This window comes from Kribbella sp. NPDC104740 (assembly GCF_055583505.1).
Map to the genome: position 1 here is coordinate 42,081 of NZ_JBVJNV010000008.1, position 26,734 is coordinate 68,814.

General features: G+C 70.7%; 22 protein-coding genes. 8 read left to right on the plus strand and 14 right to left on the minus strand.

All coding sequences use genetic code 11. The features are described from left to right. Positions 1 to 40: 40 nt before the first annotated feature. Together ACZ6Z4_RS32825 and ACZ6Z4_RS32830 are read left to right on the plus strand one after the other, a co-directional pair. Positions 41 to 580 carry a helix-turn-helix domain-containing protein gene (locus tag ACZ6Z4_RS32825; protein ID WP_465573552.1) on the plus strand — a complete coding sequence of 180 codons (540 nt, stop codon included), beginning with the start codon at positions 41 to 43 and terminating at the stop codon, positions 578 to 580. After that, entirely contained in the window at positions 577 to 1,815 is a 1,239-nt protein-coding gene (locus ACZ6Z4_RS32830; RefSeq protein WP_465573557.1) for an MFS transporter, read from the plus strand. The genes ACZ6Z4_RS32825 and ACZ6Z4_RS32830 overlap by 4 nt, the downstream gene beginning before the upstream one ends. Here the strand turns inward: ACZ6Z4_RS32830 and ACZ6Z4_RS32835 are convergent. Together ACZ6Z4_RS32835 and ACZ6Z4_RS32840 are read right to left on the minus strand one after the other, a co-directional pair. Continuing rightward, positions 1,801 to 3,192 (minus strand): FUSC family protein, encoded by a 1,392-nt coding sequence (locus tag ACZ6Z4_RS32835; RefSeq protein ID WP_465573560.1) that lies wholly within the window; start codon positions 3,190 to 3,192, stop codon positions 1,801 to 1,803. The genes ACZ6Z4_RS32830 and ACZ6Z4_RS32835 overlap by 15 nt on opposite strands. 78 nt (positions 3,193 to 3,270) lie before the next feature. After that, positions 3,271 to 4,797: a helix-turn-helix domain-containing protein gene (locus ACZ6Z4_RS32840; protein ID WP_465573563.1), complete on the minus strand. Its 1,527-nt coding sequence runs from the start codon at positions 4,795 to 4,797 to the stop codon at positions 3,271 to 3,273. A gap of 155 nt (positions 4,798 to 4,952) precedes the next feature. Between ACZ6Z4_RS32840 and ACZ6Z4_RS32845 the strand changes: the two genes are divergently transcribed. Further along, positions 4,953 to 6,176, plus strand: a complete 1,224-nt coding sequence (locus ACZ6Z4_RS32845; RefSeq protein WP_465573566.1) for a hypothetical protein — start codon at positions 4,953 to 4,955, stop codon at positions 6,174 to 6,176. Here the strand turns inward: ACZ6Z4_RS32845 and ACZ6Z4_RS32850 are convergent. From ACZ6Z4_RS32850 to ACZ6Z4_RS32890, 9 genes are all read right to left on the minus strand, one after another. Then, positions 6,173 to 6,448, minus strand: a complete 276-nt coding sequence (locus ACZ6Z4_RS32850; RefSeq protein ID WP_465573569.1) for a YciI family protein — start codon at positions 6,446 to 6,448, stop codon at positions 6,173 to 6,175. The genes ACZ6Z4_RS32845 and ACZ6Z4_RS32850 overlap by 4 nt on opposite strands. A 131-nt stretch (positions 6,449 to 6,579) precedes the next feature. Continuing rightward, a complete protein-coding gene (locus ACZ6Z4_RS32855; RefSeq protein ID WP_465573574.1) occupies positions 6,580 to 7,368 on the minus strand; it encodes a class I SAM-dependent methyltransferase in 789 nt (262 codons plus the stop codon). A gap of 9 nt (positions 7,369 to 7,377) precedes the next feature. After that, positions 7,378 to 8,283: a hypothetical protein gene (locus tag ACZ6Z4_RS32860; RefSeq protein ID WP_465573577.1), complete on the minus strand. Its 906-nt coding sequence runs from the start codon at positions 8,281 to 8,283 to the stop codon at positions 7,378 to 7,380. Positions 8,284 to 8,374: 91 nt separating this feature from the next. Further along, positions 8,375 to 11,041: a pyruvate, phosphate dikinase gene (gene ppdK, locus ACZ6Z4_RS32865; protein ID WP_465573580.1), complete on the minus strand. Its 2,667-nt coding sequence runs from the start codon at positions 11,039 to 11,041 to the stop codon at positions 8,375 to 8,377. 192 nt (positions 11,042 to 11,233) lie between these two features. After that, positions 11,234 to 13,195 (minus strand): vWA domain-containing protein, encoded by a 1,962-nt coding sequence (locus tag ACZ6Z4_RS32870; protein ID WP_465573583.1) that lies wholly within the window; start codon positions 13,193 to 13,195, stop codon positions 11,234 to 11,236. Positions 13,196 to 13,228: 33 nt separating this feature from the next. After that, positions 13,229 to 14,626 (minus strand): ATP-binding protein, encoded by a 1,398-nt coding sequence (locus tag ACZ6Z4_RS32875; RefSeq protein ID WP_465573588.1) that lies wholly within the window; start codon positions 14,624 to 14,626, stop codon positions 13,229 to 13,231. Between the two features lie 29 nt (positions 14,627 to 14,655). Continuing rightward, positions 14,656 to 15,351, minus strand: a complete 696-nt coding sequence (locus tag ACZ6Z4_RS32880; protein ID WP_465573593.1) for a MerR family transcriptional regulator — start codon at positions 15,349 to 15,351, stop codon at positions 14,656 to 14,658. Next, positions 15,351 to 16,610, minus strand: coding sequence for a serine hydrolase domain-containing protein (locus ACZ6Z4_RS32885; RefSeq protein WP_465573598.1), 1,260 nt, complete (start codon positions 16,608 to 16,610; stop codon positions 15,351 to 15,353). Before ACZ6Z4_RS32885 ends, ACZ6Z4_RS32880 begins: the two co-directional genes overlap by 1 nt. 9 nt (positions 16,611 to 16,619) lie before the next feature. Further along, positions 16,620 to 17,330 (minus strand): Clp protease N-terminal domain-containing protein, encoded by a 711-nt coding sequence (locus ACZ6Z4_RS32890; protein ID WP_465573600.1) that lies wholly within the window; start codon positions 17,328 to 17,330, stop codon positions 16,620 to 16,622. A gap of 64 nt (positions 17,331 to 17,394) precedes the next feature. On the opposite strand from ACZ6Z4_RS32890, the gene mug reads away from it, so the two are divergent. After that, positions 17,395 to 17,928, plus strand: coding sequence for a G/U mismatch-specific DNA glycosylase (gene mug, locus ACZ6Z4_RS32895; protein ID WP_465573604.1), 534 nt, complete (start codon positions 17,395 to 17,397; stop codon positions 17,926 to 17,928). Here mug and ACZ6Z4_RS32900 read toward each other — a convergent pair. Together ACZ6Z4_RS32900 and ACZ6Z4_RS32905 are read right to left on the minus strand one after the other, a co-directional pair. Further along, positions 17,906 to 18,619 carry an alpha/beta hydrolase gene (locus tag ACZ6Z4_RS32900; RefSeq protein WP_465573607.1) on the minus strand — a complete coding sequence of 238 codons (714 nt, stop codon included), beginning with the start codon at positions 18,617 to 18,619 and terminating at the stop codon, positions 17,906 to 17,908. The genes mug and ACZ6Z4_RS32900 overlap by 23 nt on opposite strands. A gap of 14 nt (positions 18,620 to 18,633) precedes the next feature. Beyond that, the gene (locus ACZ6Z4_RS32905) at positions 18,634 to 19,563 is read right to left on the minus strand and encodes an alpha/beta hydrolase (RefSeq protein WP_465573609.1); all 930 of its coding nucleotides are present in this window, start codon (positions 19,561 to 19,563) and stop codon (positions 18,634 to 18,636) included. Between the two features lie 114 nt (positions 19,564 to 19,677). Here ACZ6Z4_RS32905 and ACZ6Z4_RS32910 point away from each other — a divergent pair, with 114 nt between their 5' ends. The 3 genes from ACZ6Z4_RS32910 to ACZ6Z4_RS32920 all read left to right on the plus strand — a co-directional run bounded on the left by ACZ6Z4_RS32910 (position 19,678) and on the right by ACZ6Z4_RS32920 (position 24,803). Next, positions 19,678 to 20,253 carry a TetR/AcrR family transcriptional regulator gene (locus ACZ6Z4_RS32910; protein ID WP_465573613.1) on the plus strand — a complete coding sequence of 192 codons (576 nt, stop codon included), beginning with the start codon at positions 19,678 to 19,680 and terminating at the stop codon, positions 20,251 to 20,253. Positions 20,254 to 20,264: 11 nt separating this feature from the next. Beyond that, a complete protein-coding gene (locus tag ACZ6Z4_RS32915; protein ID WP_465573616.1) occupies positions 20,265 to 21,239 on the plus strand; it encodes a small ribosomal subunit Rsm22 family protein in 975 nt (324 codons plus the stop codon). 96 nt (positions 21,240 to 21,335) lie between these two features. Then, positions 21,336 to 24,803 (plus strand): hypothetical protein, encoded by a 3,468-nt coding sequence (locus tag ACZ6Z4_RS32920; protein WP_465573618.1) that lies wholly within the window; start codon positions 21,336 to 21,338, stop codon positions 24,801 to 24,803. A 3-nt stretch (positions 24,804 to 24,806) separates the two neighbouring features. Here the strand turns inward: ACZ6Z4_RS32920 and ligD are convergent, their stop codons facing one another. Continuing rightward, the gene (gene ligD, locus ACZ6Z4_RS32925) at positions 24,807 to 25,778 is read right to left on the minus strand and encodes a non-homologous end-joining DNA ligase (RefSeq protein WP_465573621.1); all 972 of its coding nucleotides are present in this window, start codon (positions 25,776 to 25,778) and stop codon (positions 24,807 to 24,809) included. A 99-nt stretch (positions 25,779 to 25,877) separates the two neighbouring features. Here ligD and ACZ6Z4_RS32930 point away from each other — a divergent pair, with 99 nt between their 5' ends. After that, on the plus strand, positions 25,878 to 26,690 hold the full coding sequence (locus tag ACZ6Z4_RS32930) for a DUF1028 domain-containing protein (RefSeq protein ID WP_465573626.1): 813 nt from the start codon (positions 25,878 to 25,880) through the stop codon (positions 26,688 to 26,690). The last annotated feature ends 44 nt before the right edge of the window (positions 26,691 to 26,734 follow it).

Sequence of the window (26,734 nt, forward strand, 5' to 3'; positions counted from 1 at the left end):
GGGGGTTGCAGAGACTCCTCTGCAGAGTATTCTCTGCATCATGCGGAAGATCGATGCGCGGAGTCTGCGCGGCCTGGCCCATCCCCTCCGGATGACGATCCTGGAGGCGCTCGAGCTGGACGGGCCGGCCACGTCGAGCACGCTCGCGCAGCGGCTCGGGGAGAACACCGGCACGATCAGCTGGCACCTGCGGCTGCTGGCCGAGCACGGCTACATCGAGGAGGACCCCGAGCGCGGGACGAAGCGCGAGCGCTGGTGGCAGGTGCCGCAGGGCGGGACCGTGCTGAACCCGGCGGAGTTCCGCGACGACCCGGAGACGAGTGGAGCGCTGCGGGTGTATCTGCAGCACCTGGTGCAGCGGTACTACGCGCGCGTGCAGGCGTACGTCGAGGAGAACTGGCCCGGCGAGTGGCAGCACGCGGCGGCGCTGTCGGACTGGCGCGACCTGCGGCTGGCGCCGGATCAGCTGACGGCGATGAACGACGAGATCGCCGAGGTGATCATGCGGTACAAGGCGGTCGAGCCGGGCGCGAACGCGAAGCCGGTGATCGTCCAGCTCCAGTCGTTCCCCCGCGAATGAGTCTTCTCGAGAAACATCGTGATTTCCGCCTGCTCTGGACCGGCGAGACCACCAGCAGATTCGGTACGGCGATCTCGAGCGTCGCGATCCCCCTGGTCGGCATCTCGGTGCTCGAGGCAACCACCTTCCAGGTCGGCCTGCTCACCGCGTTCGCCTGGCTGCCCTGGCTCGTGATCGGCCTCCCGGTCGGCGCCTGGGTCGACCGCCTCCCCCGGCGTCCGATCATGCTCGTCTCCGCCGCCGTCTCGTTCGCCCTGCTCGCCTGCGTCCCGCTGATCGCGGCCGCCGGGCTGCTCACCATCCACGTGTTGCTCGCGGCCGTCGTACTGACCGGTGTCGCCGCCGTCCTCTTCCAGACCGCGTACACGGCGTACCTCCCGACCCTGATCGACCCGGCCGACCACGCCGAGGGCAACGCCAAGCTGCACGGCAGCGCGTCGGCCGCGCAGATCGCCGGCGCCGGCTGCGGCGGCCTGATCATCCAGCTCGCCGGCCCGGTCAACGGCCTGCTGGTCGACGCGGCGACGTTCCTGATCGCCCTCGGCTGCCTCGCCGCCATCCGTCACCGCGAGCCCATTCACCCAACAGCACGCCCGTCGATCAGCACCGAGATCGCCGACGGCCTGCGCTTGGTCGCCCGCAACGTCTGGCTGCGCACGCTGACCCTCTTCGGTGCGGTCTCGAACCTCGCCCTGATGGGCTATCAGTCGATCGCCGTCGTCTTCCTCGTCCGCGAGGCCGGCCTCAGCCCCGGCACGGTCGGCGCCCTGATCGCCGCGGCCGGCAGCGGTGGCATCCTCGGCGCCTTCGCCGCCCGTCGCCTGATGAACCGCCTCGGCTCCGCCCGCACGATCCTGCTCGCCGAGCTCGGCTTGCCGACGCTCGCGCTGCTCATCCCGTTGAGCACCCTGAGCCCGTGGTTCTACCTGGCCGGCGCGTTCTCGATCGGCGTCGGCGTCGTGGCCGGCAACGTCGTGAAGGCGACCTTCTACCAGTCCTACTGCCCGCCGAACCTGCTCGGCCGACTCACCGCGACCTCCTCGTTCGTCAACTACGGCACCATCCCGCTCGGCGCCCTGATCGGCGGCACGCTCGGCCAGCTCCTCGGACTCAGCACCGCGCTCTGGATCACCACCGCCGGCATCCCGCTGGCCGCACTGATCCTGCTCTGCTCCCCGATCCGCACCCGCCGGGACCTCCCCAGCCACCAGTACGACGTACTAGACGCTCGCTAGCTCAGCCGCGGCCCTGTCGAGCACAGCCGGTTCAACAGCCAGCGACGCCGCTACCCGCCGCAGCGCAGCCGAAGTCTCAGTCGACACAGCAGACCCGTCCGCAATCTGCCCGACGATCCGCAACGTCTCCTCAGCCACCCGGTCGAGCGGCGCCACAGCAGCCCGTACGTCGGCCCGCTCCCCCGCCGTCCGCTCACTGACCAGCACCAGGTTCCACCGAGTCCGTTGCAACACCCCAACCGCCTCCGGCGTGCCCTGCTCGACCGCATCGGCAGCAGCAGTCAGTGCGGCGGTCACCGCGTTCAGCCGCTGCCGCACCGCCCACCGCCGCGACACGATCTGCCCCACCGCGACAGCAGCCACACAGGCGATCAGCGTCTCGACCAGCCGCGTCCACACCAGCGTCAGCGGGTTCGGCAGCGGCCCTGACGCGTGGACGAGCAGCACCGCCAGCGGGGTGATGAAGACCATCGCCAGCGCGAAGTTCCGGACCACCACCAGCTCGATGACGAACGTCAAAGCCGCCAGAATCAGCGCCAGCCAGACGCCATGCGGGTCGAGCAGCACCAGCGCACCGGCCACCAGACAGCCCAGCGCGGTCCCCACCCCGGTGTGCAGCGCGCGCAGGTTGACGCTGTGCGCGAAGCTGCCCTGCGACAGGATCGCCGCCGCGACTGTCATCGCCCACGCGGACATCGGGAGCTGGAACGCCAGCGACAGCAGCCCACCGACCAGTACGGCGACGCCGACGCGCAGCGACATCAGCGGGACCGCTGAGCTCGGCAGCAGCCGGAGCTCGCGCGGCAGCGACCGGACGCCGAGCCACGGCCCGTTGGGCAGCGCGCCGGTGACGATCGGCGGCGGCGCCGGAACGGACCCGTGCTCGACGGCGTCGCGAACGGCGACGGTGATTCCCATCAGGACCGTGGCGAACAGACCGGCGGCCGCGACACCGAGGATCCACGAGCCGGCCAGCGCGGACGGCAGCGTGGTCCCGACCGCGCACACCAGCACGAACATCAGCAGCCCGGGCTGCCGCGCCCCGAGCATGCGGCACACCACAGTGGTGAGCACCGCCCACGCTGTCGTCACGAGCACGGCGGCCAGCCGATGACCGGACGCCGTGACACCGACGGCGATGCTCGCCGTGAGCCCGACCGCGGCGGTGCTGACCACCGCGAGCTCCTGCTTCGCGGTGCCGAATCCGCCGTACAGGGCCGCCAGCGCGCCGATGCTGGCCACCAGGCCAACGCCTGGTCGCCCGGCGGCCTGCCCGACCACGATCGGTACCGCCGTGGACACCGCCGCCACCCCGCCGTACAAGCTGCGGCGAGGCCCCGGGTTCAGTTGCAGCAAGGGCGCGATCCATCGCCACATGGCGCGACTGTAACTCCTCCGGACCGCGAACGGCGTCCTGCTGGCGGGCTTCCGCCACCAGCAGGACGCCGCGTGATCTCAGATGTCGCGGAACGTCTCGATCTGGGCACCGAGCGAGTTGAGCCGGGTCGCCAGGTCCTCGTAGCCGCGGTTGATCACGTAGACCGAGCGCAGCACCGAGGTGCCCTTCGCGGCCATCATCGCGATCAGCGTGACGACGGCCGGCCGCAGCGCCGGCGGGCACATGATCTCGGCGCCGGAGAAGTGCGTCGGGCCCTCGACCATCACCCGGTGCGGGTCGAGCAGCTTGACCCGGCCGCCGAGCTTGTTCAGGTCGGTCAGGTAGATCGCGCGGTTCTCGTAGACCCAGTCGTGGATCAGCGTCTGCCCGGTCGCGGTCGCCGCGATCACCGCGAAGAACGGCAGGTTGTCGATGTTCAGGCCCGGGAACGGCATCGGGTGGATCTTGTCGATCGGCGCGTGCAGCGTCGACGGGCGGGTGGTCAGGTCGACCAGCCGGGTCCGGCCGTTCTCGGCCAGGTACTCGTCGGAGCGGCTGTAGTCCAGGCCCATCTCCTCCAGCAGCGCCAGCTCGATCTCCAGGAACTCCACCGGGGCTCGCCGGATGGTGATCTCCGAGCCGGTCACGATCGCCGCGGTGAGCAGGCTCATCGCCTCGATCGGGTCCTCCGACGGCGCGTAGTCGACGTCGACGTCGATCTCGGCCTTGCCGTGCACGGTCAGCGTGGTCGAGCCGACGCCGTCGATCTTCACCCCGAGCAGGTCGAGGTAGAAGCACAGGTCCTGGACCATGTAGTTCGACGAGGCGTTCCGGATCACCGTGACGCCGTCGTACCGGGCGGCGGCCATGATCGCGTTCTCGGTCACGGTGTCGCCGCGCTCGGTCAGCACGATCGGCTTGCCCGGCGTGATCGCCCGGTTCACCACCGCGTGGTACTCACCGGCGGTCGCCTTGATCTCCAGGCCGAACGGGCGCAGCGCCGACATGTGCGGCTCGACCGTCCGGGTGCCGAGGTCGCAGCCACCGGCGTACGGGAGGGCGAAGGTGTCCTCGCGGTGCAGCAACGGGCCGAGGAACATGATGATGCTGCGGGTACGCCGGGCCGCCTCGGCGTCCATGCCGCCGAGATCGAGGTGCTCCGGAGGGACGATCTCCAGGTCGCCGGCGTCGTTCAGCCAGGTGGTCTTCACGCCGATCGAGTTCAGCACCTCGAGCAGCCGGTTGACCTCCTCGATCCGCGCGACCTTGCGCAGCGTGGTGCGGCCCTTGTTCAGCAGCGAGGCGCAGAGCAGCGCGACGCCGGCGTTCTTGGACGACTTGACGTCGATCGATCCGGACAGTTGCCGGCCACCGGCCACACGGAGGTGGACCGGACCGCCACCGAGAGAGACAATTTCGGAGTCGAGGGCCTCGCCGATCCGGGCGAGCATCTCGAGAGTGAGGTTCTGATGACCCTTTTCGATCCGGTTGACAGCACTCTGGCTGGTGCCGAGCACATCGGCGAGCTGGGTCTGCGTCCAGCCGCGGTGCTTACGGGCGTCCCGGATCAGGTTGCCGATCCGGCTCAGGTAGTCATCGGTCATGCGCGGGACCTTATCTCACATGTGAGATACCGCTGCACCGACCCGCCGCTCCCACAGTAGCCAATGTCACGCCGCACCGACCGGCCACCCCCGGTAGATCGCCCGCCCCTTACAGTTGTCGCCACCCCGCCGCCGCCATCGGAGAGGACCAGTAGATGCCCGACGACGTCAGCACCGCCGCCGGTGTGACCGAGTTCGAGGCCGAGTCCTGGCCTCTCGAAGCAGCCGCCGACAGCCTCGCGCAGGTGATCGAGGGCTTCCACAACGGCGACACCCGCCCGCTGGTGATCGGTGACGGCGACCAGCCGGTGCTGGTCGTGCTGGCGATCGCGGACCTGGCCGACTTCCGGGCCCGGATCGCCGAGCTGCTCGGCAACCCGGTCGACGCCGGCTGGCTGCGGTACTACCTGCGCTCGAACTTCGACATGAGCTCGGAGACCCTGGTCGAGCAGCTCGGCGTCGACACCGACCACGGGCTCAGCTCGCTCGCCAGCCAGGTGAACGTCGAGCAGGCCGCGGTCCTGCTGCCCGACCACCTACGGCGGACCGAAGCCGGCGGGAACCCGCTGATGCTGATCGGTGACGGCATGCTCGCGACCGCCGCGCTGATCGCGTTCCCGGCGTTCTCGGTGCTGCTCGCGATGGAGGGCGGCGGCACCGACGAGGACGACTCCTGCGCGCACGACGAGGAGGAGAAGCCGACCACGCCGCTGGAGGTGCTGGCCGAGCGGCTCGGCCCGATCTCCACCCAGCTGGTCGCCCAGATCAACGCCGGCCGCGAGCCCGGGCTGCCGAAGTACGACCTGCACTTCGAGGACGACCTGGTCGAGCACCTGCGCGGGCTCGAGGAACGCGCCCAGAAGGCGCCGAACGGCGGCGCCCACGAGGAGCTGTCCGAGCTGCTGCACCAGTTCGACCAGATGCGCAGCGGGCTGATGACCGAGGACGGCGAGGAGGAGCTCAGCGAAGCGCCGTACCTGGAGATCGACGACCTGGCCGCGGCGCTGCCGCAGGTCCGCGACGGCTTCCGCGGTGGCGCCGACGACCCGTACCTGATCGGTGTCGACGGGCACCCGCTGGCCGGGCTGATCTCCTACGACCTGTACGAGATGCTGCAGCAGGTCTCGGTCGACATGGACGGCACCGAGGACGCGCCGGTGCTGCCGCTGCCGAAACCGCACTGGGACAGCGGCCCCGAGATGGTGTCGTTCGAGGCCGCGCTCGAGGTCTGCGGTGCCGTCCTCGAGGACATCAAGGGCGGCACCGGGACGCTGCTGTTCATCGAGGACGACGGCGGCGAGCCGGAGCTGGTGCTCGGCCCGCTGAGCTGGTTCTGGGCGTACGTCGACTTCCTCGACCTGGAAGCGGCCGAAGCCTAGGCGCCGAAGACGCGGTTCCATTCCTTGAGAGTGGTCACCTCGGCCACCCCGGCCGGGGTGTACGGGTCCTTCTCGAGGATGTCGCGCAGCTCGGCCTCGTCCGCCACGTCGTACAGCAGCAGCGCGCCGGACTCGTCGGCGAACGGGCCGGCGGCGACCAGCTTGCCGGCCTGCTGGAGCTCGGCGAGGTAGTCGCGGTGGGCGGGGCGGACCTGCATCCGCGCCTCGGTGCCGGAAGGGTCGAACGTCAGCTGCACAGCGAAGATGGCCATGCCGAAACCCTATCCACACAAGGAAGTTTGGTGCGGGAAGGGAGTCACGAGCCGCCACAGCGGCTGGTTCGAGTCAGACCCGAAAGTCGACGTGTGATGCCCTTCCCGCCCGGCTATCTTGGACTGCCGGATCAGCCCAACGCAAGAGGTTGGTGAAGACGATTTGCTGCGGTCAGCAGCGAGAGGTAACGCTTCGTGACCGAACCGCCCGACGCGTCGAGCAGGCCCCGGATACAGCTGTACAGTCCGTCACGCGCCTGCTCTGTCAAGGCCCGGTGCCCTGAATAGGACGACAACAGATCCAGGTACTCGGCGGTCGTGTAGGTGAGTTCCCACTCGTGCCGCCACACGTTCACGGGCCCGAACCGGCCCGAGGCCGCCAGCTCGTCGGCGGTCGGACTCGACACCGTGTCCCCCGCCGGGAGACCGTCGGATCTTCTCTTGCCGGTGAAGCGTTCGTAGCAGTCCTGCACGTCGATCCAGAACTGCTCGCTGCCGCCCGCCACATGGTGCGTCGACACCACCGCCAGTACGCCGCCCGGCCGCAACGCGTCGGCCGCCTTCCCGACCCGCGTCTCCGGGTCGAGCCAGTGGAACGCCGTCGCCGACAGCACCAGGTCGAACCGCTCGGCCGGCAGCGGCCAGGTGTCGAAGTCCGCGACGATCACCTCGAGCTCGGGCAGCTTGTCGCGCGCGACCGCGCCGAGAGTCGGGCTCAGCTCGACCGCCTTCACCGACCAGCCGCGCCGGATCATCGGCGCGGTCGCCTGGCCGGTACCGCAGCCGATCTCCAGCACCCGCGGCCGGGTGACCGGGCCGCCGAGGAGGCGCGCGATCTCGTCGTACAGGCGGATCGGGTACGACGGGCGCACCCGGTCGTACAGCTCAGCGTCTTCCCCGAACGTCTCCCGCAAGCCCATGCGAGGAATCTAGTCTCTGCTGCGGCGCAGGCGCTGCCCCGAGCGCCAGAGCGCCGGGAGCAGCAGCGGCACGAACGCGGTCGCGAGGCCGACGTACAGGCCGACGAGGAAGAGTGTGCGTTCCTCCCGGTCCTCGGTGACCGCGTCGACGAGCGCGCCGCGCGCCTTCACCGTCGCCGCGTCCTCGGCGAACCAGAACAGCGTGCCGGCGATCCACGGCTCGGGGCTGACGGTCTCGGCGCGCTGGGTCACCGGGAGGTCGCCGTAGTCGACGCTCAGGTCGAGCCGCTCGGGCACGAACGCTTTCTCGGACCCGACGGTGAAGGAGACCGTACGCCGTTCGTCCGGTGCCAGGTACGCCGTGCCGATCGCGGGGAGACCGAAGTACGTGCGCTTCCCGTAGAGCTGCGCGAACCGGCGTCCGGTGTCGATCGTCAGCTCGGTGCGCAGCCCGTCGTCGCCGCGGGTGATCCGGCCGGCGACGACCTGTGCGTCCTTGGGCTGCTCGGGCGACGCGAACGCGAGCTCAGGATCGAGCTGCGCGGGGTGACACTGCACGGGGGTCGCACTGGTGATCCCCGCCGGGCAGCCCGCGCCGTCCGGGTCCGCGCCGCTCGGGCTGACGCCGTCCTGCCCAGCGGCAGCACCATTGCCCGTGAGCACCAAGTAGTACCCAACATCCGGACCGGCGTACCCCTTCCCAACCTCCACACTCAGGTCGAGCTTGCTGTCCCGCACCACCACCTCGGCACTCACCGGCACCCCCGGCCGATCGAGCAGCACGAACACGCCGCCCCGGTCGTCCAGCGGCTCCGGTGCGTCCGACATCGCGGCGTAGTCGCGGTAGACCAGCACCCCGCCGATCACCAGCAGGACCAGCACCAGCGCGAGAGCACCGGCCCGCACCACGTCCACCGCGCGTTGATTGCCTGAGGCAAGCTGCAAGGTCTCCCCCGTTTCCCCGTGGGAGACCTCACCCTAACTCGTTGCCTCAGGCATTCACCGGTCAGTCGAGCGCGGCGCGCCCCGCCTCCAGCCGGGCGACCGGGATCCGGAACGGCGAGCAGGAGACGTAGTCCAGCCCGACCTCGTGGAAGAAGTGGATGCTGTCCGGGTCACCACCGTGCTCACCGCAGATCCCGAGCTTCAGGTCCGGGCGAGTCGCCCGCCCGCGCTCGACGCCGGTGCGGACCAGGCTGCCGACGCCCTCGCGGTCGATCGACTCGAACGGCGAGACCGCGAAGATGCCCTTCTCCAGGTACCGCGAGAAGAACGAGCCCTCGACGTCGTCGCGGCTGAAGCCCCAGGTGGTCTGGGTCAGGTCGTTGGTCCCGAACGAGAAGAAGTCGGCGGCCTCAGCGATCTGGTCGGCGATCACCGCAGCGCGAGGCAGCTCGATCATGGTGCCGATCGGAATGGTCCACTCCACGCCCTCGGACTCGGCGACCTCCTTCAGCACACCTTCCACTTCGTCCCTGGCCAGCTGCAGCTCCTGGATCGCGCCCACCAGCGGGATCATGATCTCCGGCCGCGGATCCTTGCCCTGCTTGCGCAACTCGGCCGCGGCGGACGCGATCGCCCGCACCTGCATCGCGAACAGCCCCGGGATCATCAGCCCCAGCCGCACGCCGCGCAGCCCGAGCATCGGGTTCTGCTCGTGCAACCGCTCGACAGCCGCGAGCAGCTTCACCTCGTGCCCCGGCTCCTCGCCGCGCTCCTTCGCGACAGCGACCTTCACCGCCAGGTCCTCCATCGACGGCAGGAACTCGTGCAGCGGCGGGTCGATCAGCCGGATCGTCACCGGCAGCCCGTCCATCGCGTCCAGCAGCTCCAGGAAGTCCCCACGCTGCAACGGCTCCAGCTCCGCCAGCGCCGCGTCCCGCTCAGAGGCGTTCTCCGCCAGGATCAACCGCTCGACCGACTCGCGCCGCTCGCCGAGGAACATGTGCTCGGTCCGGCACAGCCCGATGCCCTGCGCCCCGAACCGCCGGGCTCGCGCCGCGTCGTCCGCGGTATCCGCGTTCGTCCGTACGCCGAGCCGCCGGATCTCGTCCGCGTGCGTGATCAGCCGGTCCACCGCTGCCACCAGCTCGTCCCCGGCGTCGGCCGCGAGCGTCCCCTCGAAGTACTGCACGACCGGTGACGGCACCACCGGCACCTCGCCCAGGAAGACCTCACCGGTCGTCCCGTCGATCGAGATCAGCTCCCCCGGGCCGAACGTCTTGCCGCCGACGGTGATCTTCTCCGCCGCGACGTTGACGTCGAGCTCCTCCGCGCCGCAGACGCAGGTCTTGCCCATCCCGCGCGCGACCACCGCCGCGTGCGAGGTCTTGCCGCCGCGGCTGGTCAGGATGCCCTGCGCCGCGATCATCCCGTGCAGGTCGTCGGGGTTCGTCTCCCGGCGGACCAGGATGACCTTCTCGCCGCGCTCGGCCGCCTCGACCGCGGCCGCCGAGGTGAACACGACCTTGCCGGACGCCGCACCCGGCGACGCGCCGATCGCCTTGGTGATCAGCTCCTTCGACGCGTCGGCGTCGAAGCGCGGGAACATCAGCTGCGCGAGCTGCGCGCCCTTGACCCGCTTCAGCGCCTCGTCGGTGTCGATCATGCCCTCGTCGACCAGGCTGGTCGCGATCCGGAACGCGGCCGCGGCGGTGCGCTTGCCGACCCGGGTCTGCAGCATCCACAGCTTGCCGCGCTCGACGGTGAACTCGATGTCGCACAGGTCGCGGTAGTGGCCCTCGAGCTTGGCCATGATCGCCATCAGGTCGTCGTACGACGTCTTGTCGATCTGCTCGAGGTCGGCCAGCGGGACGGTGTTGCGGATGCCGGCCACGACGTCCTCGCCTTGGGCGTTCTGCAGGTAGTCGCCGTAGACGCCGGGCTGGCCGCTGGACGGGTCGCGGGTGAACGCGACGCCGGTGCCGGAGTCCATGCCGAGGTTGCCGAAGACCATCGAGCAGATGTTCACCGCGGTACCGAGGTCGGTGGCGATCCGCTCCTGGCGGCGGTAGAGGATGGCCCGCTCGGAGTTCCAGGAGCCGAAGACGGCCTCGATCGCCAGGTCCATCTGCTCGCGCGGGTCCTGCGGGAAGTCGCGGCCGGTGTGCTCGCGGACGGCGGCTTTGAAGGTCGCGACCAGCGCCTGCAGGTCGTCGGCGTCCAGGTCGAGGTCGTTCTTGGTGCCCTTGGCCTGCTTGGCCGCCTCGATGGCGTCCTCGAAGACGTCACCCTCCATGCCCAGCACGGTCTTGCCGAACATCTGGATCAGCCGCCGGTAGGCGTCCCAGGCGAACCGCGGGTTGCCGGAGTGGTGGGCCAGGCCGTTCACCGAGTCGTCGTTCAGGCCGACGTTGAGCACCGTCTCCATCATCCCGGGCATGGACACGGCGGCGCCCGAGCGGACCGAGACCAGCAGCGGGTCGTCGGCCTGCCCGAGCTTCTTGCCCATCGTCTGCTGCAGCGCGTCGACGTGGTGGTCGATCTCGTCGGCCAGCTCCACCGGCACCGACCCGGTGGCCAGGTACACCTTGCAGGCGTCGGCGGAGATGGTGAAGCCGGGCGGCACCGGCAGGCCGAGGTTGGTCATCTCCGCCAGGTTCGCCCCCTTGCCGCCCAGGAGCTGCTTCATGTCCTTGTTGCCTTCGGCGAAGTCGTAGACGAGTTTCGGCACAGTCACTCCCAAGGTGGTCGAGCGATGCGGTGTGGGTCGCGACGTGGTGGTCGCTGGCCCGTCCGACTCCAGTGGCGGGGGCGTCTTTTCAGAGTAAGCCCAAAAAACAGTCCACTTGCACACTGGTCTCACATTGAGATCGTGACCCTGCCCACACGATCAAGGTGGAAAACCCTTACCACCTTGGGATTGTCAGAACTTTCGCCGAGTTCTCAAGTAATCACCGACCACCGCTGCTCCGAGTCCGTCGGCGTCCGGGGCGAGAACTCGCCCACCGCTGCGGCGGGCCAGCAGGTCCACGAACCGCTCCAGCCGCGGGTCGTCGCCGAGCCGGAAGACGGTCAGCGAGGCCCCGAGCTTGGCCAGCCGGTCCACCTCGAAGATCGTCTTGCGCAGCGTCGCCGGCTCCGGCGGGTAGGAGAACTCCGCCGTGCCATCCGGCTCCAGGTGCGCGGTCGGCTCGCCGTCGGTCACCATCAGGACCACCGGGTTCGCGTCCGGGTGCCGGCGGAGGTGCCGGCCGGCCAGCAGCAGCGCGTGGTGCGCGTTGGTGCCCTGCTCCCAGGTGCCCTCGAGCCCGATCAGCTGCGGCAGCTCCACCACGCCGGCGTACCGGCCGAAGGTGATCAGCTGGAGCGCGTCGTTGCGGTAGCGGGTCGAGATGAGCTGGTGCAGCGCGAGCGCCGTCCGCTTCATCGGGAGCCAGCGGTTCTCCTGGACCATCGACCAAGAGGTGTCCACCAGCAGTGCCACCGCTGCCCGGGCCCGGTGCTCGGTCTCGGCGATCTCGACATCGGCCACGTCGAGTCGGACATCCGCACCGACACTGGCGTTCCGCAGTACGGCGTTGCGCACGGTCTTCGGCACGTCCCAGGCCTGGGTGTCGCCGAACTGCCACTGCCGAGTCGAACCACTCAACTCCCCCGCGGCCCCGGCCGACGCCGACTCGCGCTCACCCGACTGCCCACGAGCAGCCCGCAGTACGTCGGACAGCGCGGTCTGCCCGAGCTGACGCAGCGCCTTCGGCGAAAGCCGCAGCGAGCCGTCCGGAGCGCGCTCCAGCAGGCCCTGGTTGCGCAGCTCGCGCTCCAGCTCGCTCAGCCGCCGGGCGTCGACCGTCGCCTCGTCGCCGAGCTGCCGGGCCAGCGCGTCCAGGTCGATGTCCTCGAGCCGGGCGCCCGGGTACGACTGCGACAGCTGCTCGGCCAGCGCGTCGAGCTCGGCCAGGTCGTTCATCGCCTGCGCGCCCTCGGCGAGACCGAGCGGGTCGTCGCCGCTCATCCGCTCGCCGGAGTACCAGTCCTCGCCCGGCCGCAGCGCCTGCAGCTGCGAGTCGAGCTGCTGAAGCTGCTGCGACAGCTCGGGACTGCCGAAGGCCTGCTGCGAGAGCTGGGCCAGCTCGGCCCGCTGCTCCGGCGTCATCGAGTTCATCATCCGTTGCGCCGCCGCGGCCCGCTTGGCCAGCGCGTCGATCAGCTCGTCGACGGTGCGCGGGTTCTCCGGGAAGAACTCGCCGTGCTTGGCCATGAACTGCTCGAACAGCTGCGGTACGTCGGGCCGGTCCTGCGCGTGCGCGGCCAGCAGCGCGTTCAGGTCGGCGAGCATCTCGTTGACCCGGGCAACATCCTCCGGGGTGACGTTCTGCATCGCCTCCTTCATCCCCTCGAACCGCGACCCGAGCAGCTCCTGGCCGAGCAGCTCCTTGATCTGCTCGTACTTCTGCCGGGCTTCGGACGACTGCCAGTCGTACTCCGCCAGCTCCCGTACGGCGGCCGCCGTCCCCGAGGGCAGCGCATCGAGCTGCGCCTCGCGGAAGCGGGCGTCGTCGGACGGGTTCGGGAACAGGTCGTGCCGCTCGGCCGCCAGCGCCTCGTCGAGCAGCCGCTGCACGTCGCGCAGGGTGCCTTCGAGGTTGTGCCGGGACTGCAGCTCCCGCCGCCGCTCCCAGAGCCGGCGGGTCAGGTCGTCCAGCCCCTGGGTGTTGCGCGTCCCGCGGCGGAGCAGCTCCTCCAGCGCGGACCGCGGCGACGAGCCGGCCATCACGTCCTGGCCGAGCTCGTCGAGCGCGTCCCGCAGGTCGACCGGCGGCGCCAGCGGGTCGGGCCCCTCGTGCCAGGGCCCGTACGACCAGCCTTCGGGAATCGCAGCGGTCATCTCAGCCCTCCTTCAGGGATCGCCGACGTCATCTCAGGCTCCGTAGACGGTCGTGTCGTCGTCGGCGTCCTTCGCGAGTCGTTTCGACAGGTAGAGCGCCTCCAGCGCGAGCTCCACCGCGGCCGCGATCCGGCCCGGCGAGTCGTCCGCCTCGACGCCCGCCCGCGCGGCGACGTCGTGCAGCACGGGCAGCTCGGGAAGCGCGGACAGTACGTCGCGACCGGGAATTCGCTCGCCAGTCGTCACCAGGTGGCCCTCGGCAACGGCGTTCGCCAGCGGCGTCAGGTCCAGCCCGGCGAACCGCTCGCGCGCCGTGTCGGCCACCGACCGCCGCAGCAGGTACTCGAGCAGCTCGGTCTCGCGACCCTCTTCACCGGGCTCGAACTCGAGCTTGCCGCGCAGTACGGACGGCACGGCCTCCAGGTCGACCGGGCGCGCAACAGCCGGCTCCTCGCCGGTGATCGCGGACCGCCGCAGCGCAGCAGCCGCAACTGTCTCGGCCGCCGCGACAGCGAACCGCGCCGACACACCCGAGCGCTGGTCGATCGACGTCGACTCACGCAGGTGCCGGACGAACCGCGCCAGCACCTCCAGCAGCGGCTCGCCGACCTCCGCGGTCAGCTCCGCCTCCTGCCGTACGACGTCCACCTCGGCGTCGACGTCGAGCGGGTAGTGGGTCCGGACCTCGGCGCCGAACCGGTCCTTCAGCGGCGTGATGATCCGGCCGCGGTTGGTGTAGTCCTCGGGGTTGGCCGTTGCCACCAGCAACACGTCGAGCGGCAGCCGGAGCGTGTAGCCGCGGACCTGGATGTCGCGCTCCTCCATCACGTTCAGCAGCGCGACCTGGATCCGCTCGGCCAGGTCGGGCAGCTCGTTGATCGCGACGATGCCGCGGTGCGCCCGCGGGACCAGGCCGAAGTGGATCGTCTCGGGGTCACCCAGGCTGCGACCCTCGGCGACCTTGACCGGGTCGACGTCGCCGATCAGGTCACCGACCGAGGTGTCGGGGGTGGCCAGCTTCTCGGCGTACCGCAGGTCGCGGTGCAGCCAGGTCACCGGCAGGTCGTCGCCGAGCTCGGCGGCCCGGCGCTTGGACGCCGGCGTGATCGGGTCGAGCGGGTGCTCGGGCAGCTCCGATCCCTCGATCACGGGCGTCCACTCGTCCAGCAGCCCGATCAGCGTGCGCAGCAGGCGGGTCTTGCCCTGGCCGCGCTCACCGAGCAGGACGACGTCGTGCCCGGCGAGCAGCGCCCGTTCGAGCTGGGGGATCACGGTTCGGGAGAACCCGACGATGCCGGGCCACGGGTCGTCGCCGGCGCGCAGCTTGGTCAGCAGGTTGTCGCGGATCTCGGCTTTGATGGTGCGGGGAAGGTAACCGGCGGCGCGAAGCTCGCCGGCCTTCCGGGGAAGGTCAGCAGGTGAACTAGTCACTCTGACGACGTTAGCTCGGTCACCCAACTTCACCTTTCGATATATCCATGCAGCAGAGCGGCTCCGTGCAACATCGCCCGTGTACGCCGGTCGTGCGCCGCGCGGCGCTCTGCAACCGCTGCCCGGAGCGCCTCGGTGCTGCCGGTCCGGCGGAGGCCCTCCAGCACCGGCCGAATCTGGTCGAACCCGTACCGTCCCTGCCGCAGCATGTGGATGATCCGGGCGTCGCGCACCTGCGCGGGCTGGTAGCGGCGGTAGTTCGTCCCGCGCTCACGGGTCGGCGTGAGCAGCCCGGCTGCCTCCCAGACGCGCAGCGCGGAGGTCCGGATGCCGAGCTGATGAGCCAGCTCGCCGACTCTCAGCGGCGGACCGGTCACCGGTACGCCGTCGAGGAACTGCTCGGCCGCCGCGCCGAGCGCCTCGCTCGCGGTGTCGGTCGCGCGGCGCTGCTCGTGCAGCTCGGCGTGGCTGCGGTCGATCTCGCGCAGCGCCTGCTGGAGGTCGCCCTCGTTCACGGCGCGCATGATCAGCTGCGCGCTCTCCGCGCCGAAACCGGGCGCCAGCGCGCGGTAGGTGAGCAGCGCGTCGAGGTGCTGCTCGTCGTACTGGCGGTAGCCGCTCGCCGTGCGCGGCGCCTCCGGCAGTACGCCGGCCGCTTCGTAGTTGCGGATCAGCTGCGTCGACACGCCGACCCGCCGGGCCAGGTCGACCGGTCGCAGGCTCATCAGCCGACTCGCGGGGTGACGCGGCCGGAGGTGAACAGGTACGTCGGCCGGAAGGTCACCGGCGTCCAGGGCTGGTCGGCGGACTCGCGGGTGACGAAGTGGTCGCCGTCGAGCGGCTCGGTCGGCAGCAGCTCGAACTCCTGGGCCGGCAGCTCGGCGAACGCCAGCCGGTCGCCGGTCGCCTGGTAGGTGAGCATGAGCTTGCCGTCGCGCCGCACCACCTCGATCGCGACACTCGCCCGTTCGTACCTCCCAACATGCTTGTCGTCTGTTGTCACTTCGACTGGTTGTGGCGCTGCGGGCACACCACCCAACACCTCACTCGCCAGCTCCTCGAACAACCCCGGCGCGTTCCCCGAGTTCGTCAGCAAACAGAACGCCACCCGCGCCACCGGATCGACCCGCAGGAACGCCAGCTGCGAGATCGTCGTCCCGTCGTGCCCGAACAGCCGTCGCCCACCCCAGTCGTACAACCGCCAGCTCAACCCGATCTCCGCCAGCCCACCCGTCCCACCGGGGTAGCTGACTTCAGGTTCCCGCATCTCGCGGTACTGATCCAAGTGCAGCTGCGCAAACTTCAGCAGGTCTTCAGCCGTCGTCGTGATCAACCCCGCCGGCCCGATGCTCCGCGGCAGCTGCCACGTCGAAACCACCGAACCGTCGGTCGCGAGATGCCCGACCGCCGCGCGATGCAGGATCGCCTCCTCGGGCAGCGTCATCGTCGCGGTCAGCCCGAGCGGCTCGACCAGCCGGGCCCGGAGCGAGTCGTCCCAGGTCCGGCCGTCAAGCACCTCGATGATCCGGCCGAGCAGCACGAATCCCGCGTTGCAGTACGAGTACGCCGTACCGGGCTCGAACAGCTGCGGTACGCCGGCCAGCTGCGCGACGTACCGCTGGACGCAGTCGTCACCGCGTCCGGTGTCGGTGAACACGTCACCGTCGATCCCGCTGGTGTGGGTGAGCAGCTGCCGGACCGTGATCCGTTCGTCGATCGGTGCCTCAGGCAACAGCTTCACGACGGTGTCGTCGAGGTCGAGCCGGCCCTCGGCGGCCAGCTGGACGATCATCGTCGCCGTCCAGGGCTTGGTCACCGAGCCGATCTGGAACACCGAGTCCGCGGTCGTCGCGACCCCGGTCCGCCGGTTCAGCACGCCGCACGGCGTGATCGTCTGCTCGCCGTCGGCCCACACGCCGAGCACCGCGCCCGGTACGTCGTACTTGGTCGCCAGGTGCGTCAGTCGCGCGGTCCAGTCAGGCACGACCCAAAACTACTTGCCCTGCGTCAGTCGCTCCAACGCGACGCGGACGCCTTCGCGCGCCGCTTCCTCGGACAGGCCGAGCTGGTTCAGCACCTTGGCCGCGATGCCGCCGGGGTAGTTGTAGAAGGCGAGCAGCAGGTGCTCGGTGCCGATGTAGTTGTGGCCGAGCAGCAGCGCCTCCTCGGTCGCGTAGCCGATGACGTGCGAGGCGCGCGGGGTCATCGGCAGCTCTGCGTGACTGGTCTCGCCGGCTGCAGCAGGCGGCGCCTCGGCGTCGACCGCGGCGAGCACGTCGTCTTCGGTCAGGCCGGCCTCGGTCATCAGCAGCGTGGCGATCGACTGCGGCTCGGTGAACAGCCCGAGCAGCAGGTGCTCGGTGCCGACGAAGCCCTGGCCGCGCTCGCGGGCGATCCCGGAAGCGGCCTGGATGACCACCTTGGTGCGCAGCGTGAAGCGTTCGAGGTCGAGCTTGACCGGCCAGGAGTCGGCGAACCGCTTGTGCGCGGCCTGCTTGCTGACGCCGAGCACGGAGCTGATCTCGACCCAGGACTTGCCGGCCCCACGGGCCCGGTCGACGAAGTAGCCGAGCGCGGCGTCGGAGGTGGCGGTCAGGTCGGTGATCGTGCTGGACGCGGTCGCGAGTTGCTCGAGCACGTCGTCGCTGCCAGTGTCGGTGCGGATGGTGTCGATGAGTTGCTGAAGGTCAGGTCCGGGAGTCATGCGTCAACGTTAGGTTGACGACCTCTCCTGCGTCAACCCCGGGTTGACGATCTAGGGTGGGCGCATGCAACCGCTCGACGACCTGGTCCGGCCCGGTCTGCGCGTCCTGTTCTGCGGGATCAACCCCGGGCTGGTGTCGGCCGAGACCGGCCACCACTTCGCCCGCCCCGGCAACCGGTTCTGGCCGGCGCTGCACCAGGCCGGTTTCACCCCGCGGGTGCTGAAACCGGCCGAGCAGCGCGAGCTGCTCGACCTCGGGCTCGGGATCACCAACGTCGTCGACCGGCCCTCGGCGCGCGCCGACGAGCTGACCAAGCCCGAGCTGCGGGCCGGCGGCGAGCAGCTGACCGCCAAGGTGCTCCACCTCGCGCCCGACTGGCTCGCCGTCGTCGGCGTCACGGCGTACCGGGACGCCTTCGCGGCCCCGAAGGCCGCGATGGGTCTCCAGGACCGCACGATCGGGCCCACCCGGGTCTGGATCCTGCCGAACCCGAGCGGGCTGAACGCGCACTACACGCTGCCGAAGCTCGCCGTCGTGTACGGCGAACTGCGGGCGGCCGCGGGACTGCCGGACCTCAGCTCAGTGCCTTCAGAATGAAGTCCGCGACCGCCTCGGGCTGCGAGACCGCGACCGAGTGCGAGCCCTCGACCTCGATCGTCGTCCCGCCGGCCCGCTGAGCCATGAACCGCTCGGCGTCCGGGTGGATCGACTGGTCGTGCGTGGCGACCAGGTTCCAGGTCGGCAGCGTCTTCCAGCCCGGCTCGCCGGTGAACTCCTCCTCGAGCCCCTGCGCCGCGACCGGCCGCTGACTCGCCGCGAGCACCCGGCTGACCTCGATCGGCAGGTCCGCCGCGAAGACGTCCGGGTACGCCGCCGGGTCGAGCCGCAGCTCGGTCGCCGCGGAGCCGTCCGGCAGCGGGAAGGTCGTCGGCCGGATCGCCGCGCCGAACGGCGTCTCCGGGAACTGCGCGGAGATGCTCGCCGGGCTCTCGCCCGTGTCCGGCACGAACGCCGCGACATGGACGAGCCCGACCACGTTCTCCAGCTCCTGGGCCGCCTTGTTGATCACCGCGCCGCCGTACGAGTGACCGACCAGCAGCACCGGACCGTCGATCTGCCGGACCGCGCTCGCGACGTACGCGGCGTCGGGCGTCAGGCCACGCAGCGGGTTCGGGACGGCGGTGACGGCGATCCCGACCTTCTGCAGGAAGTCGATCACGCCGTTCCAGCTGCCGCCGTCGGCGAACGCGCCGTGGACGAGGACGACGGTGGTGGTGCTTGCGGTCATCTCGGGAGGTCCTTTCAGGCCAGAGCGGAACGGAGGGTCCGGACGGCCAGGTCGATCGCGGCCGTCGCGGCGTGGGTGTCCCGCAACGCGTCCAACATGACGAAGTCGTGGATGATTCCGCCGAACCGCACCGCGGTCACGGCGACGCCGGCCTCGCGCAGCTTCTCGGCGTACGCCTCGAACTCGTCGCGCAGGACGTCGGCCTCACCGGTGATCACGAGCGCGGTCGGCAGGCCCTGGAGCTGCTCGATGGTCGCGCGGAGCGGGGAGGCGGTGATCTGGTTCCGCTCGGCCTCGTCCTTGGTGTACTGGTCCCAGAACCACTTCATGCCTTCACGCTGGAGGAAGTAGCCCTCGGCAAACTCCTGGTACGACGCGGTGTCGAACGACGCGTCGGTGACCGGGTAGAACAGCACCTGCTGCTTGAACGTGAGGTCGCCGCGCTCCTTGGCGAGCAGCGTCACGGCCGCGGTCAGGTTGCCGCCGACCGAGTCGCCGGCGATCGCCAGCCGGGTCGCGTCCAGCCCCTTGCTCTTGCCGTCCGCAACGATCCAGCGGGCGACGGCGTACGCCTGCTCGAGGGCGTGCGGGTAGCGGACCTCGGGCGACAGGTCGTACTCCGGGAAGACGACGGCCGCACCGGCCCCGACGGCGAGCTCGCGGACCAGGCGGTCGTGGGTGTGCGCGTTGCCGAAGACCCAGCCGGCGCCGTGGATGTAGAGGATCACCGGCAGCTCGGCCGTCGTACCGGCCGGCTTGACGATGCGCGCCCTGGTGCCGTCGGCGACGGTGACCCACTCCTCGTCGACCGGGAGCTTCGGGTACTCGGTGGTCTGCACCTCGTCGACCAGCTCGCGGCCCTCGGCCGGGTCGAGCTGGAACAGGAACGGCGGCTGCGCGGTCGCGTCGGCGAAGGCTTGGGCGGCGGGCTCCAGAACGGTCATCGGACTCTCCTCCTCGTCGGGAGAACGGGCGTTCTCTCGCGGTGCTGCTACTCTAGGAGAACGATGGTTCTCCGCGCAAGTGGGGTGCTCCGGATCACAGCGGGAGGCAGTGGGATGGCGATCGACACGGCGACCGCGCAACAGCAGGTGCTGGACGCGGCCGACGCGCTCTTCTACGAACGCGGCGTCCAGTCCGTCGGCATGGACGCGATCCGGACCGCGTCGGGAGTCTCGCTGAAGCGGCTGTATCAGCTGTTCCCCTCGAAGGACGCGCTGATCGAGGCGTACTTGGGCCAGCGCGATCTTCAGTGGAAGACGATGCTCGCCGAGCACGTGGACGCGGCGACGGAGCCGCGGGAGAAGATCCTCGCGGTCTTCGACTTCCTGCACAGCTGGTTCACGCAGAAGGACTTCCGGGGGTGCGCGTTCATCAACTCGTTCGGTGAGCTGGGCGCGGTGTCGCCGAAGGTCGCCGAGCTGGCGCAGGAGCACAAGGCCGGCTTCCGCCAGGCGCTCGCTGATCTGGCTCGTGCTGCGGATGCACCGGACCCGCAGCAGCTCGCGGACCACTTGATCCTGCTGAGCGAGGGCGCGATCAGCACGTCCGCGATCTCGGGGTCGGCCGCACCGGCCACTCGCGCGCGGGAGGCGGCCGAGCTGCTGATGCAACTCGCTCTGCCGCCGCACTAGGATCCGTGGCCATGGCCGACCTGCCGCACGACCTGCGGAGTGCACTCGACACCGCGCTCGCCAGCGTCCCGGCGGCGCAGCTCACCAGCACCTTTCAGCGGCTCAGCGCCCGCTACCGCGATGAGCACGCCGCGACCTCCCCGATCATGGCGTCCCAGGCCGACGTCATCACCTACTCGGCGTACCGGATGCCCGCGACGTACGCCGCCGTCCGCTCCACCCTCGAACAGGTCGCCCTCCAGCTTCCCTCGTTCGAGCCGGGCAAGCACTTCGACATCGGCGGCGGCACCGGCTCGGCGGTCTGGGCGGCGACCGACGTCTGGCCGTCGCTGTCCAGCGTGACCGTGCTCGAGCAGGTCCCCGAAGCCATTGCCCTGGGCAAGAAGCTGATGGCCGGCGCCGAGTCGCCGGCGGTTCGGCGTACGAGCTGGACGACCGCGCGCCTCGACGCGTCCACCTTCGAGCAGGCCGACCTCGTCACCGTCTCGTACGTGCTCAGCGAGCTCTCCGAGACCCAGCAGCGCGACCTCGTCACCCAGCTGTCGGCGCAGCAAGGCCTGGTCGCCCTGATCGAGCCCGGTACCCCCGGCGGCTACGAGCGCATCGTCGCCGCCCGCGACCAGCTTCTCGCCGCCGGCCACAGCGTCATCGCCCCCTGCCCGCACGACCTCGCCTGCCCGATCCCGCGCGGCCGCGACTGGTGCCACTTCACCAGCCGCGTCAACCGCAGCGCGGTCCATCGCCGTACGAAGGGCGCGGAACTCGGGTTCGAGGACGAGAAGTTCTCGTACGTCGTCACCAGCCCGACGCTGCGCGCCCACGCGGCGAACCGCGTCCTGCGTCATCCCCAGCAGCGCAAGGGGCTGGTCTCGCTCCGCCTCTGCGCGGCCGACGGCGAGCTGCGCGAGGAGCTGGTCTCGAAACGGCAGGGCCCGCTGTACAAGACCGCCCGCAACACGGAGTACGGCGACCCCTGGCCGAGCTGACTCCCGCGGGTCGAGCCGGTATGCCGAGCGCTCCCGGGACCGCGTTCGCCGAGCCCCCGCACGGGCCTGACACCGCGCGTCGGCAGGATGTACGTCATGCGAGCCGCTGACCTGCTCCGGTCGATCGATGCCCTCCCGTACGCCGACCGCGTCCGCGCGATCGCCGACCAGGCGCTGCGGCTGCGCGGGACTCCCAAGCTCGACGAGCTCCTCAACGACCTCGCCGCAGGCCCCGCCGACCAGCGCGTCATCGGCCTCCACATCGCCCAGATCACCGGCGATGCGCAGTACGTCACCCGGCTCCTGCACGACCCCGAGCCCACGGTCCAGTCCCAAGCCCTCGCAGCAGTAGGCAACTGGCCTCGTCAAGCCACACAAAAAGTTTCTGATGACGAACTGCGCATCCTCCACGACGACGCCCCCGCCGCTCTCCGCCCGCGCTTGGTGCGCGTCATCCGTCGTACCGATCGCCATCTCCTCGCCGCCCGCCTGATCGACGAGCAGCGCGACCGCTGGGGCGACCAGTACGCCGCCGCGCTCCTCGACAGCACCGACGACGCCACGGTCCGCCGCCTCCTCCCCGAGCTGGCCTACTGCCTCACCCCCGGCCAGTGGGAGCGCCTCACCCGCCGCCACCCCGAGCCGGTCCTCGACCACGCCACCGCGACGATCCCCACCGGCCAGGACCGCGACGAGTGGTGGCAAGGCGTCGCCCACGGCCTGCCCGCCGCGGTCGACCACGACGCCCCAAGAACGTTCAGCCTCATCACCGAGGCGATCGCCCCCGACGCCCTCCCCTGGCCCGTCGTCCAGATCCTCGGCCGCCTCATCGACCTCGACCCGGCCGGCGTCCTCGCCCTCCTGCTCGCCCCCGACCGCGTCGGCGCGCTGAGCAACGCCCTCACCCCGGCGGTCCGCCGCCGCCTGCACCGCTACACCGACCAAGACCTCATCGCCCTCGGCAACCAGCTCTGGCCCAACCTCGCCACCCTCCTCACCGACCTTCCACCCTCCCGCCGAGCCACCGTCTTCACCGCCGTCACCTCGACCGTAGAGCTCCGCGAACTCCCGTCGGCCCTCCTCGACGTCCTCCCCCGAGCGACCCGCACCGAGCAGGCGCGCCGGATGCTCGCCCTCCCCGACATCGCCGAGGACGCGCACCGCCGCTGGCAGCTCACGGCGTACCTCCCGTACGACGAAGCGTTCGCGCTGCTCACCCCCGAGATCTCTCGCCCCGAGCCCACCGACCGCGCCGCGATCTACCGAGCCGTCATCACGTCAGCCGGGCGGTCGCGCCGGGCGGACCTCATCCAGCAGGCCCTGGTGTGGGCAACCCGTGTCCGCAACGACCGCGACCCCGTTCGCCAGGTCGTCCTCGAAGCCGTCGCCGCGCTCCCGCCGTCAGCGCTCGACGACACCCTCGTCGACCCGCTGCAGACCCTGCTCACCGACGCGCTCGAGGCCCGCGACACCTCCTGGCCCAGCCGCGCCGCCCTCACGGCGACCGCCCGGACGGCGGTCCATCAAGGGGCCCAGCGCAACCAGTCCGCGCTGCTCGCCTGGGGTTTGCAGGCGCACGCCGCGATCACCCAGAACCGCGGCACGATCGACCTCGACGGCATCATCGACGGCCTCCCGCGCGGCCGCGAAGCCGCGATCTACGCCGCGCTCAGCCCGTACCTGGAGAGCGCAGCCCGACGTACCGACTTCGCCCTCCTCTTCGCCGTCTCGAACGCCTTCGACCGCCGCGGCTGGAACAACCCCAACCTGCAGGACCTGCTCGAAGTCGCGCTCTGGTCCAACCAGGAGTTCACCGTCGGCACGGCAGCGTCCCACTGGCTCCGCCCACCCACGACCCGCGCCGACCGCGTCGCCCGCATCCTCACCCGCGACCCCGGCATGGCCCAGTGGGACGCCGTCTGGTCCGCCATCACGACGACCCGCACCGACCTCGTCGACACCGTCCTCGCCGACCCTGAGCGCAGCCGGCTCTTCGCCTCTCCCCACGCACCTTGGCGCGTCAGCGGCTCGACGTTGCGTCGCTGGCTCCCTCGCCAGCATCGCCGGTACGCCGAGGTCCTGACGACCGTCGCCGACAATGCCGACCTCGCCGACTGGACCCGCGCCGAAGCGATCCTGATGCTCGGACTCCCGGTCATCGGCCCGTCTGCGGTAGAGCCCTACCTGCCCGAACCGCAGCCAGCCAACGCTGAAACCAGCTCCGTCCTCCTCCAGGAGGCGGCCCTCCGCGCCCTCTCCTGGTCGGATCAACCGCAGCTCGCGCTGCCCACTCTGCTGAGGTACGCCGGCACCGACCGCGCGCGAGTCGCCATCTACGCGGCGACGCGCACCGCCCGCTTCGTGCGCCCGAGCACGCTGCCCGGGCTGCTGCATCCGATCCTCACCGGCGCCGCGCTCCCCGGCGCCACCGGCGCCGCTCAGCCCGCCCCCGACCCCGCCTACCCCGCGGCCGGCCCCGCCTCTCCCGCTCCCGCCAAGGTCACCTCCCGCAAGGAGGCCGCCCGCCTCCTCGGCGAGCTCCGCGCCCCCGGCGCTGCCGCCGTACTGACCGAGGCCTGGAGCGACGCCCACCGCGACGTCCGCGCCGCCATCACCAGCGCCGCGTCCCAGTACCTCCTGCACGAGCCGGCGAGCTGGGCCCTGCTGCAGCAGGCAGTGCACGACAGCGCCGCGACGGCGACCGTGCTGACCCAGCGCACGCCGTATGGGCTCGCGACCAAGTACCGCTCCCGGTACGCCGACCTCCTGATCGCCGTCACCAACCGCCCCGAGCCAGAGGTCGTCCAGCCCGCGCTCCTCGCCCTCCAGCGCTGGGCCCCTTGGAACACCGCCGTCGCTCCCGTCATCGCGGCCTTCATCACCGACCTCAGCTCCCGCTCCTGGTCCAGCGCCACCACCGCACTGGTCGGAGTAGTAGCGACCGCCCCCGACCGCGGCCTCGAGGAACTCGTCGGCTCGGTCCGCCTGCTGGTCCGCCTGGAGAACAACCCCCAGGTCCCCAACGCCCTCCCCGACCGTGACCACCCAGCGCTGCAGCGCCTCACGCGGCTCGTCGACCAGCTGACCAGAACGTTCTCCCGCCGCTCGACCGAAGCCCGCCAAACGCTCCGCCCGACCGCCGACGAGCTCACCGACCCGCCGTACCTGCACCTGCGCCTGAAGCTCCTCGTCACCGCGCTCCGCTGGCCCGGACCGGCTGACGCCACCGAGCAGACCACGACCCTCACCGACGACCTGAACACCCTCCGCGCGGCCGTCGCGACCCGGCCCTTGGCCGCCGCGACCGCGGCCGGCCTGCTCACCACCCGGCTCAGCACCGACGAAGCCCACTGGACCCCCGACGATCTCGTTGCCCCCAGCATCGATTTGTCGACCCAGCGCGATCTCGCCGCCGCACTGTTTCTCAGGTCGCTCATCGCGGCAGCCGGCCCCCGCTCAGGCTGGCACCCCACCTGGCGAGACCTGTTGATTGCCCTACGCAACCACCCGGACCCCGACGTCCGCCGGCAGTCGCTGGAGCTGATCACCGCCCCCGAGAACTGACCGCTACTCCTCGCCTGCCTCCCGCCGAGCCTTCGCCCGCCGCTTCCCCTCATGCATCGCGACCACCCGAGCGATCGGGATCGCGCGCCCCTCCTCCAACAGATCCTCCGGTAGCGTCTGCGGCGCCGGCAGCTCCTCAGCCCAGTGATCCGCCGACGCCAGCAACCCCGGCACCGAACGCACCGTGAAGTCCCCCGGCGAGACGTTGTCCAACTCGCCCCACCCCACCGGGAACGACACCGGCGTACCAGGCCGGATCCGCGGACTGTACGCCGCCACGACCGTCGCCCCACCGGCCCGCGTCGAGTCGACGAACACCTTCCCGCCGCGGTCCTCCTTGATGTACGCCGTCGTCGCGACGCTCGGATCGATCCGCTCGGCCCGCGCCGCGATCGCGCGGGTCGCCGCGGCCGCGTCCTCGATCGACACCTGCTCGTCGATCGGCACGTACACGTGCACGCCCTTCGCCCCGCTCGTCTTCACCGCCCCCGCGAGCCCGGAGTCGGTCAGCGCCTGCCGAACCAGATGCGCGGCCTGCACCGCCAGCCCGAACGTCTCGTCCCCCTCCGGCGGATCGAGATCGAGCACCAGGTGCGTGACCCGGTCCCACCGGTCGGCGCGCATCAGCGTCGGGTGGTACTCGACCGCCCGCTGGTTCGCGAACCACAGCAGCGTCCGCCGGTCGTCGCAGAGCGCGTACGACACCTCGCGCTTGGACGCCTCGGCCCAGACCGTCACCGTCTTCACCCACTCGGGCGTGTACTTCGGCACGTTCTTCTGCATGAACGGCTGCTGCCGCGGCCGCACCCGCTTCACCGTCAGCGGCCGCTCCCGCAGCTCAGGCAGGATCCGCTCGTGCACCGCGTCCAGGTAGTCGACCAGATCCCGCTTGGTCGCCCCCGCGCCGTCGAACAACGGCTGGTCGAGGTTCGTCAGGTCGACCCCGTCGCGCGTCTCGTCCGGTGTGCTCGCCATGGAGTGAGCCTAGACTCTGCCCGGCCGAGCCGACCGGGTTCGGCCGCAGCCGATCGACGGCCGGAGCCACGGCTCCAGCGCCGAGCAGGAGGAGCAGCGATGACGTTCTCGATCGTGGCGTACGACCCGGAGTCGGCGTCCTGGGGTGTGGCGGTGGCGTCGAAGTTCCTCGCCGTCGGTGCGGTCGTCCCGTGGGGCCGCGCGGGCGCGGGCGCTGTCGCGACCCAGGCGTCGGCCAACCTGTCGTACGGCCCCGACGGCCTCGACCTGCTCGCCGAGGGGCTCTCCGCCGAGGAGGCCGTCTCCCGCCTGACCACCGCCGACGAGGGCCGCGACAGCCGCCAGCTCGGCGTCGTCGACGCCGCGGGCCGCAGCGCGACGTTCACCGGCCCGGAGTGCATGAACTGGGCCGGCGGCATCGCCGGCGAGAACTTCGCCGCCCAGGGGAACATCCTCACCGGCCCCGAGGTAGTCCAAGCGATGGCCGACAGCTGGCTCACCAAATCTGAAGAGTCTTTCGCCCACCGCTTGGTCCACGCACTCTCTGCCGGTGACCAAGCCGGCGGCGACAGCCGCGGCCGCCAAGGCGCGGCCCTCCGCGTCTGGCGCGCCGGTGCGGCGTACGGCGGACAACTCGACATCGCGATCGACCTCCGCGTCGACGACCACCGCACCCCCGTCGAGGAACTCGCCCGCCTGCTCGCCCTGCACGACCTGTACTTCGGCAAGCCCGACCCCGCCGACCTGCTCCCCCTCGAAGGCGCCCTCCTCGACGAGGTCACCGAACACCTCACCCGCCTCGGCCACCCCGACCTCGACACCTGGGCCGGCACCGAGAACTTCGAGGAACGCCTCGTCCCCGGCAAACTCGACCCGCTGATCCTCGACCAGCTCCGCAACTCGTTGCCATAAACAACCTTTTGCCAACCGCAACGATGCCGAGATCAACCATCCCC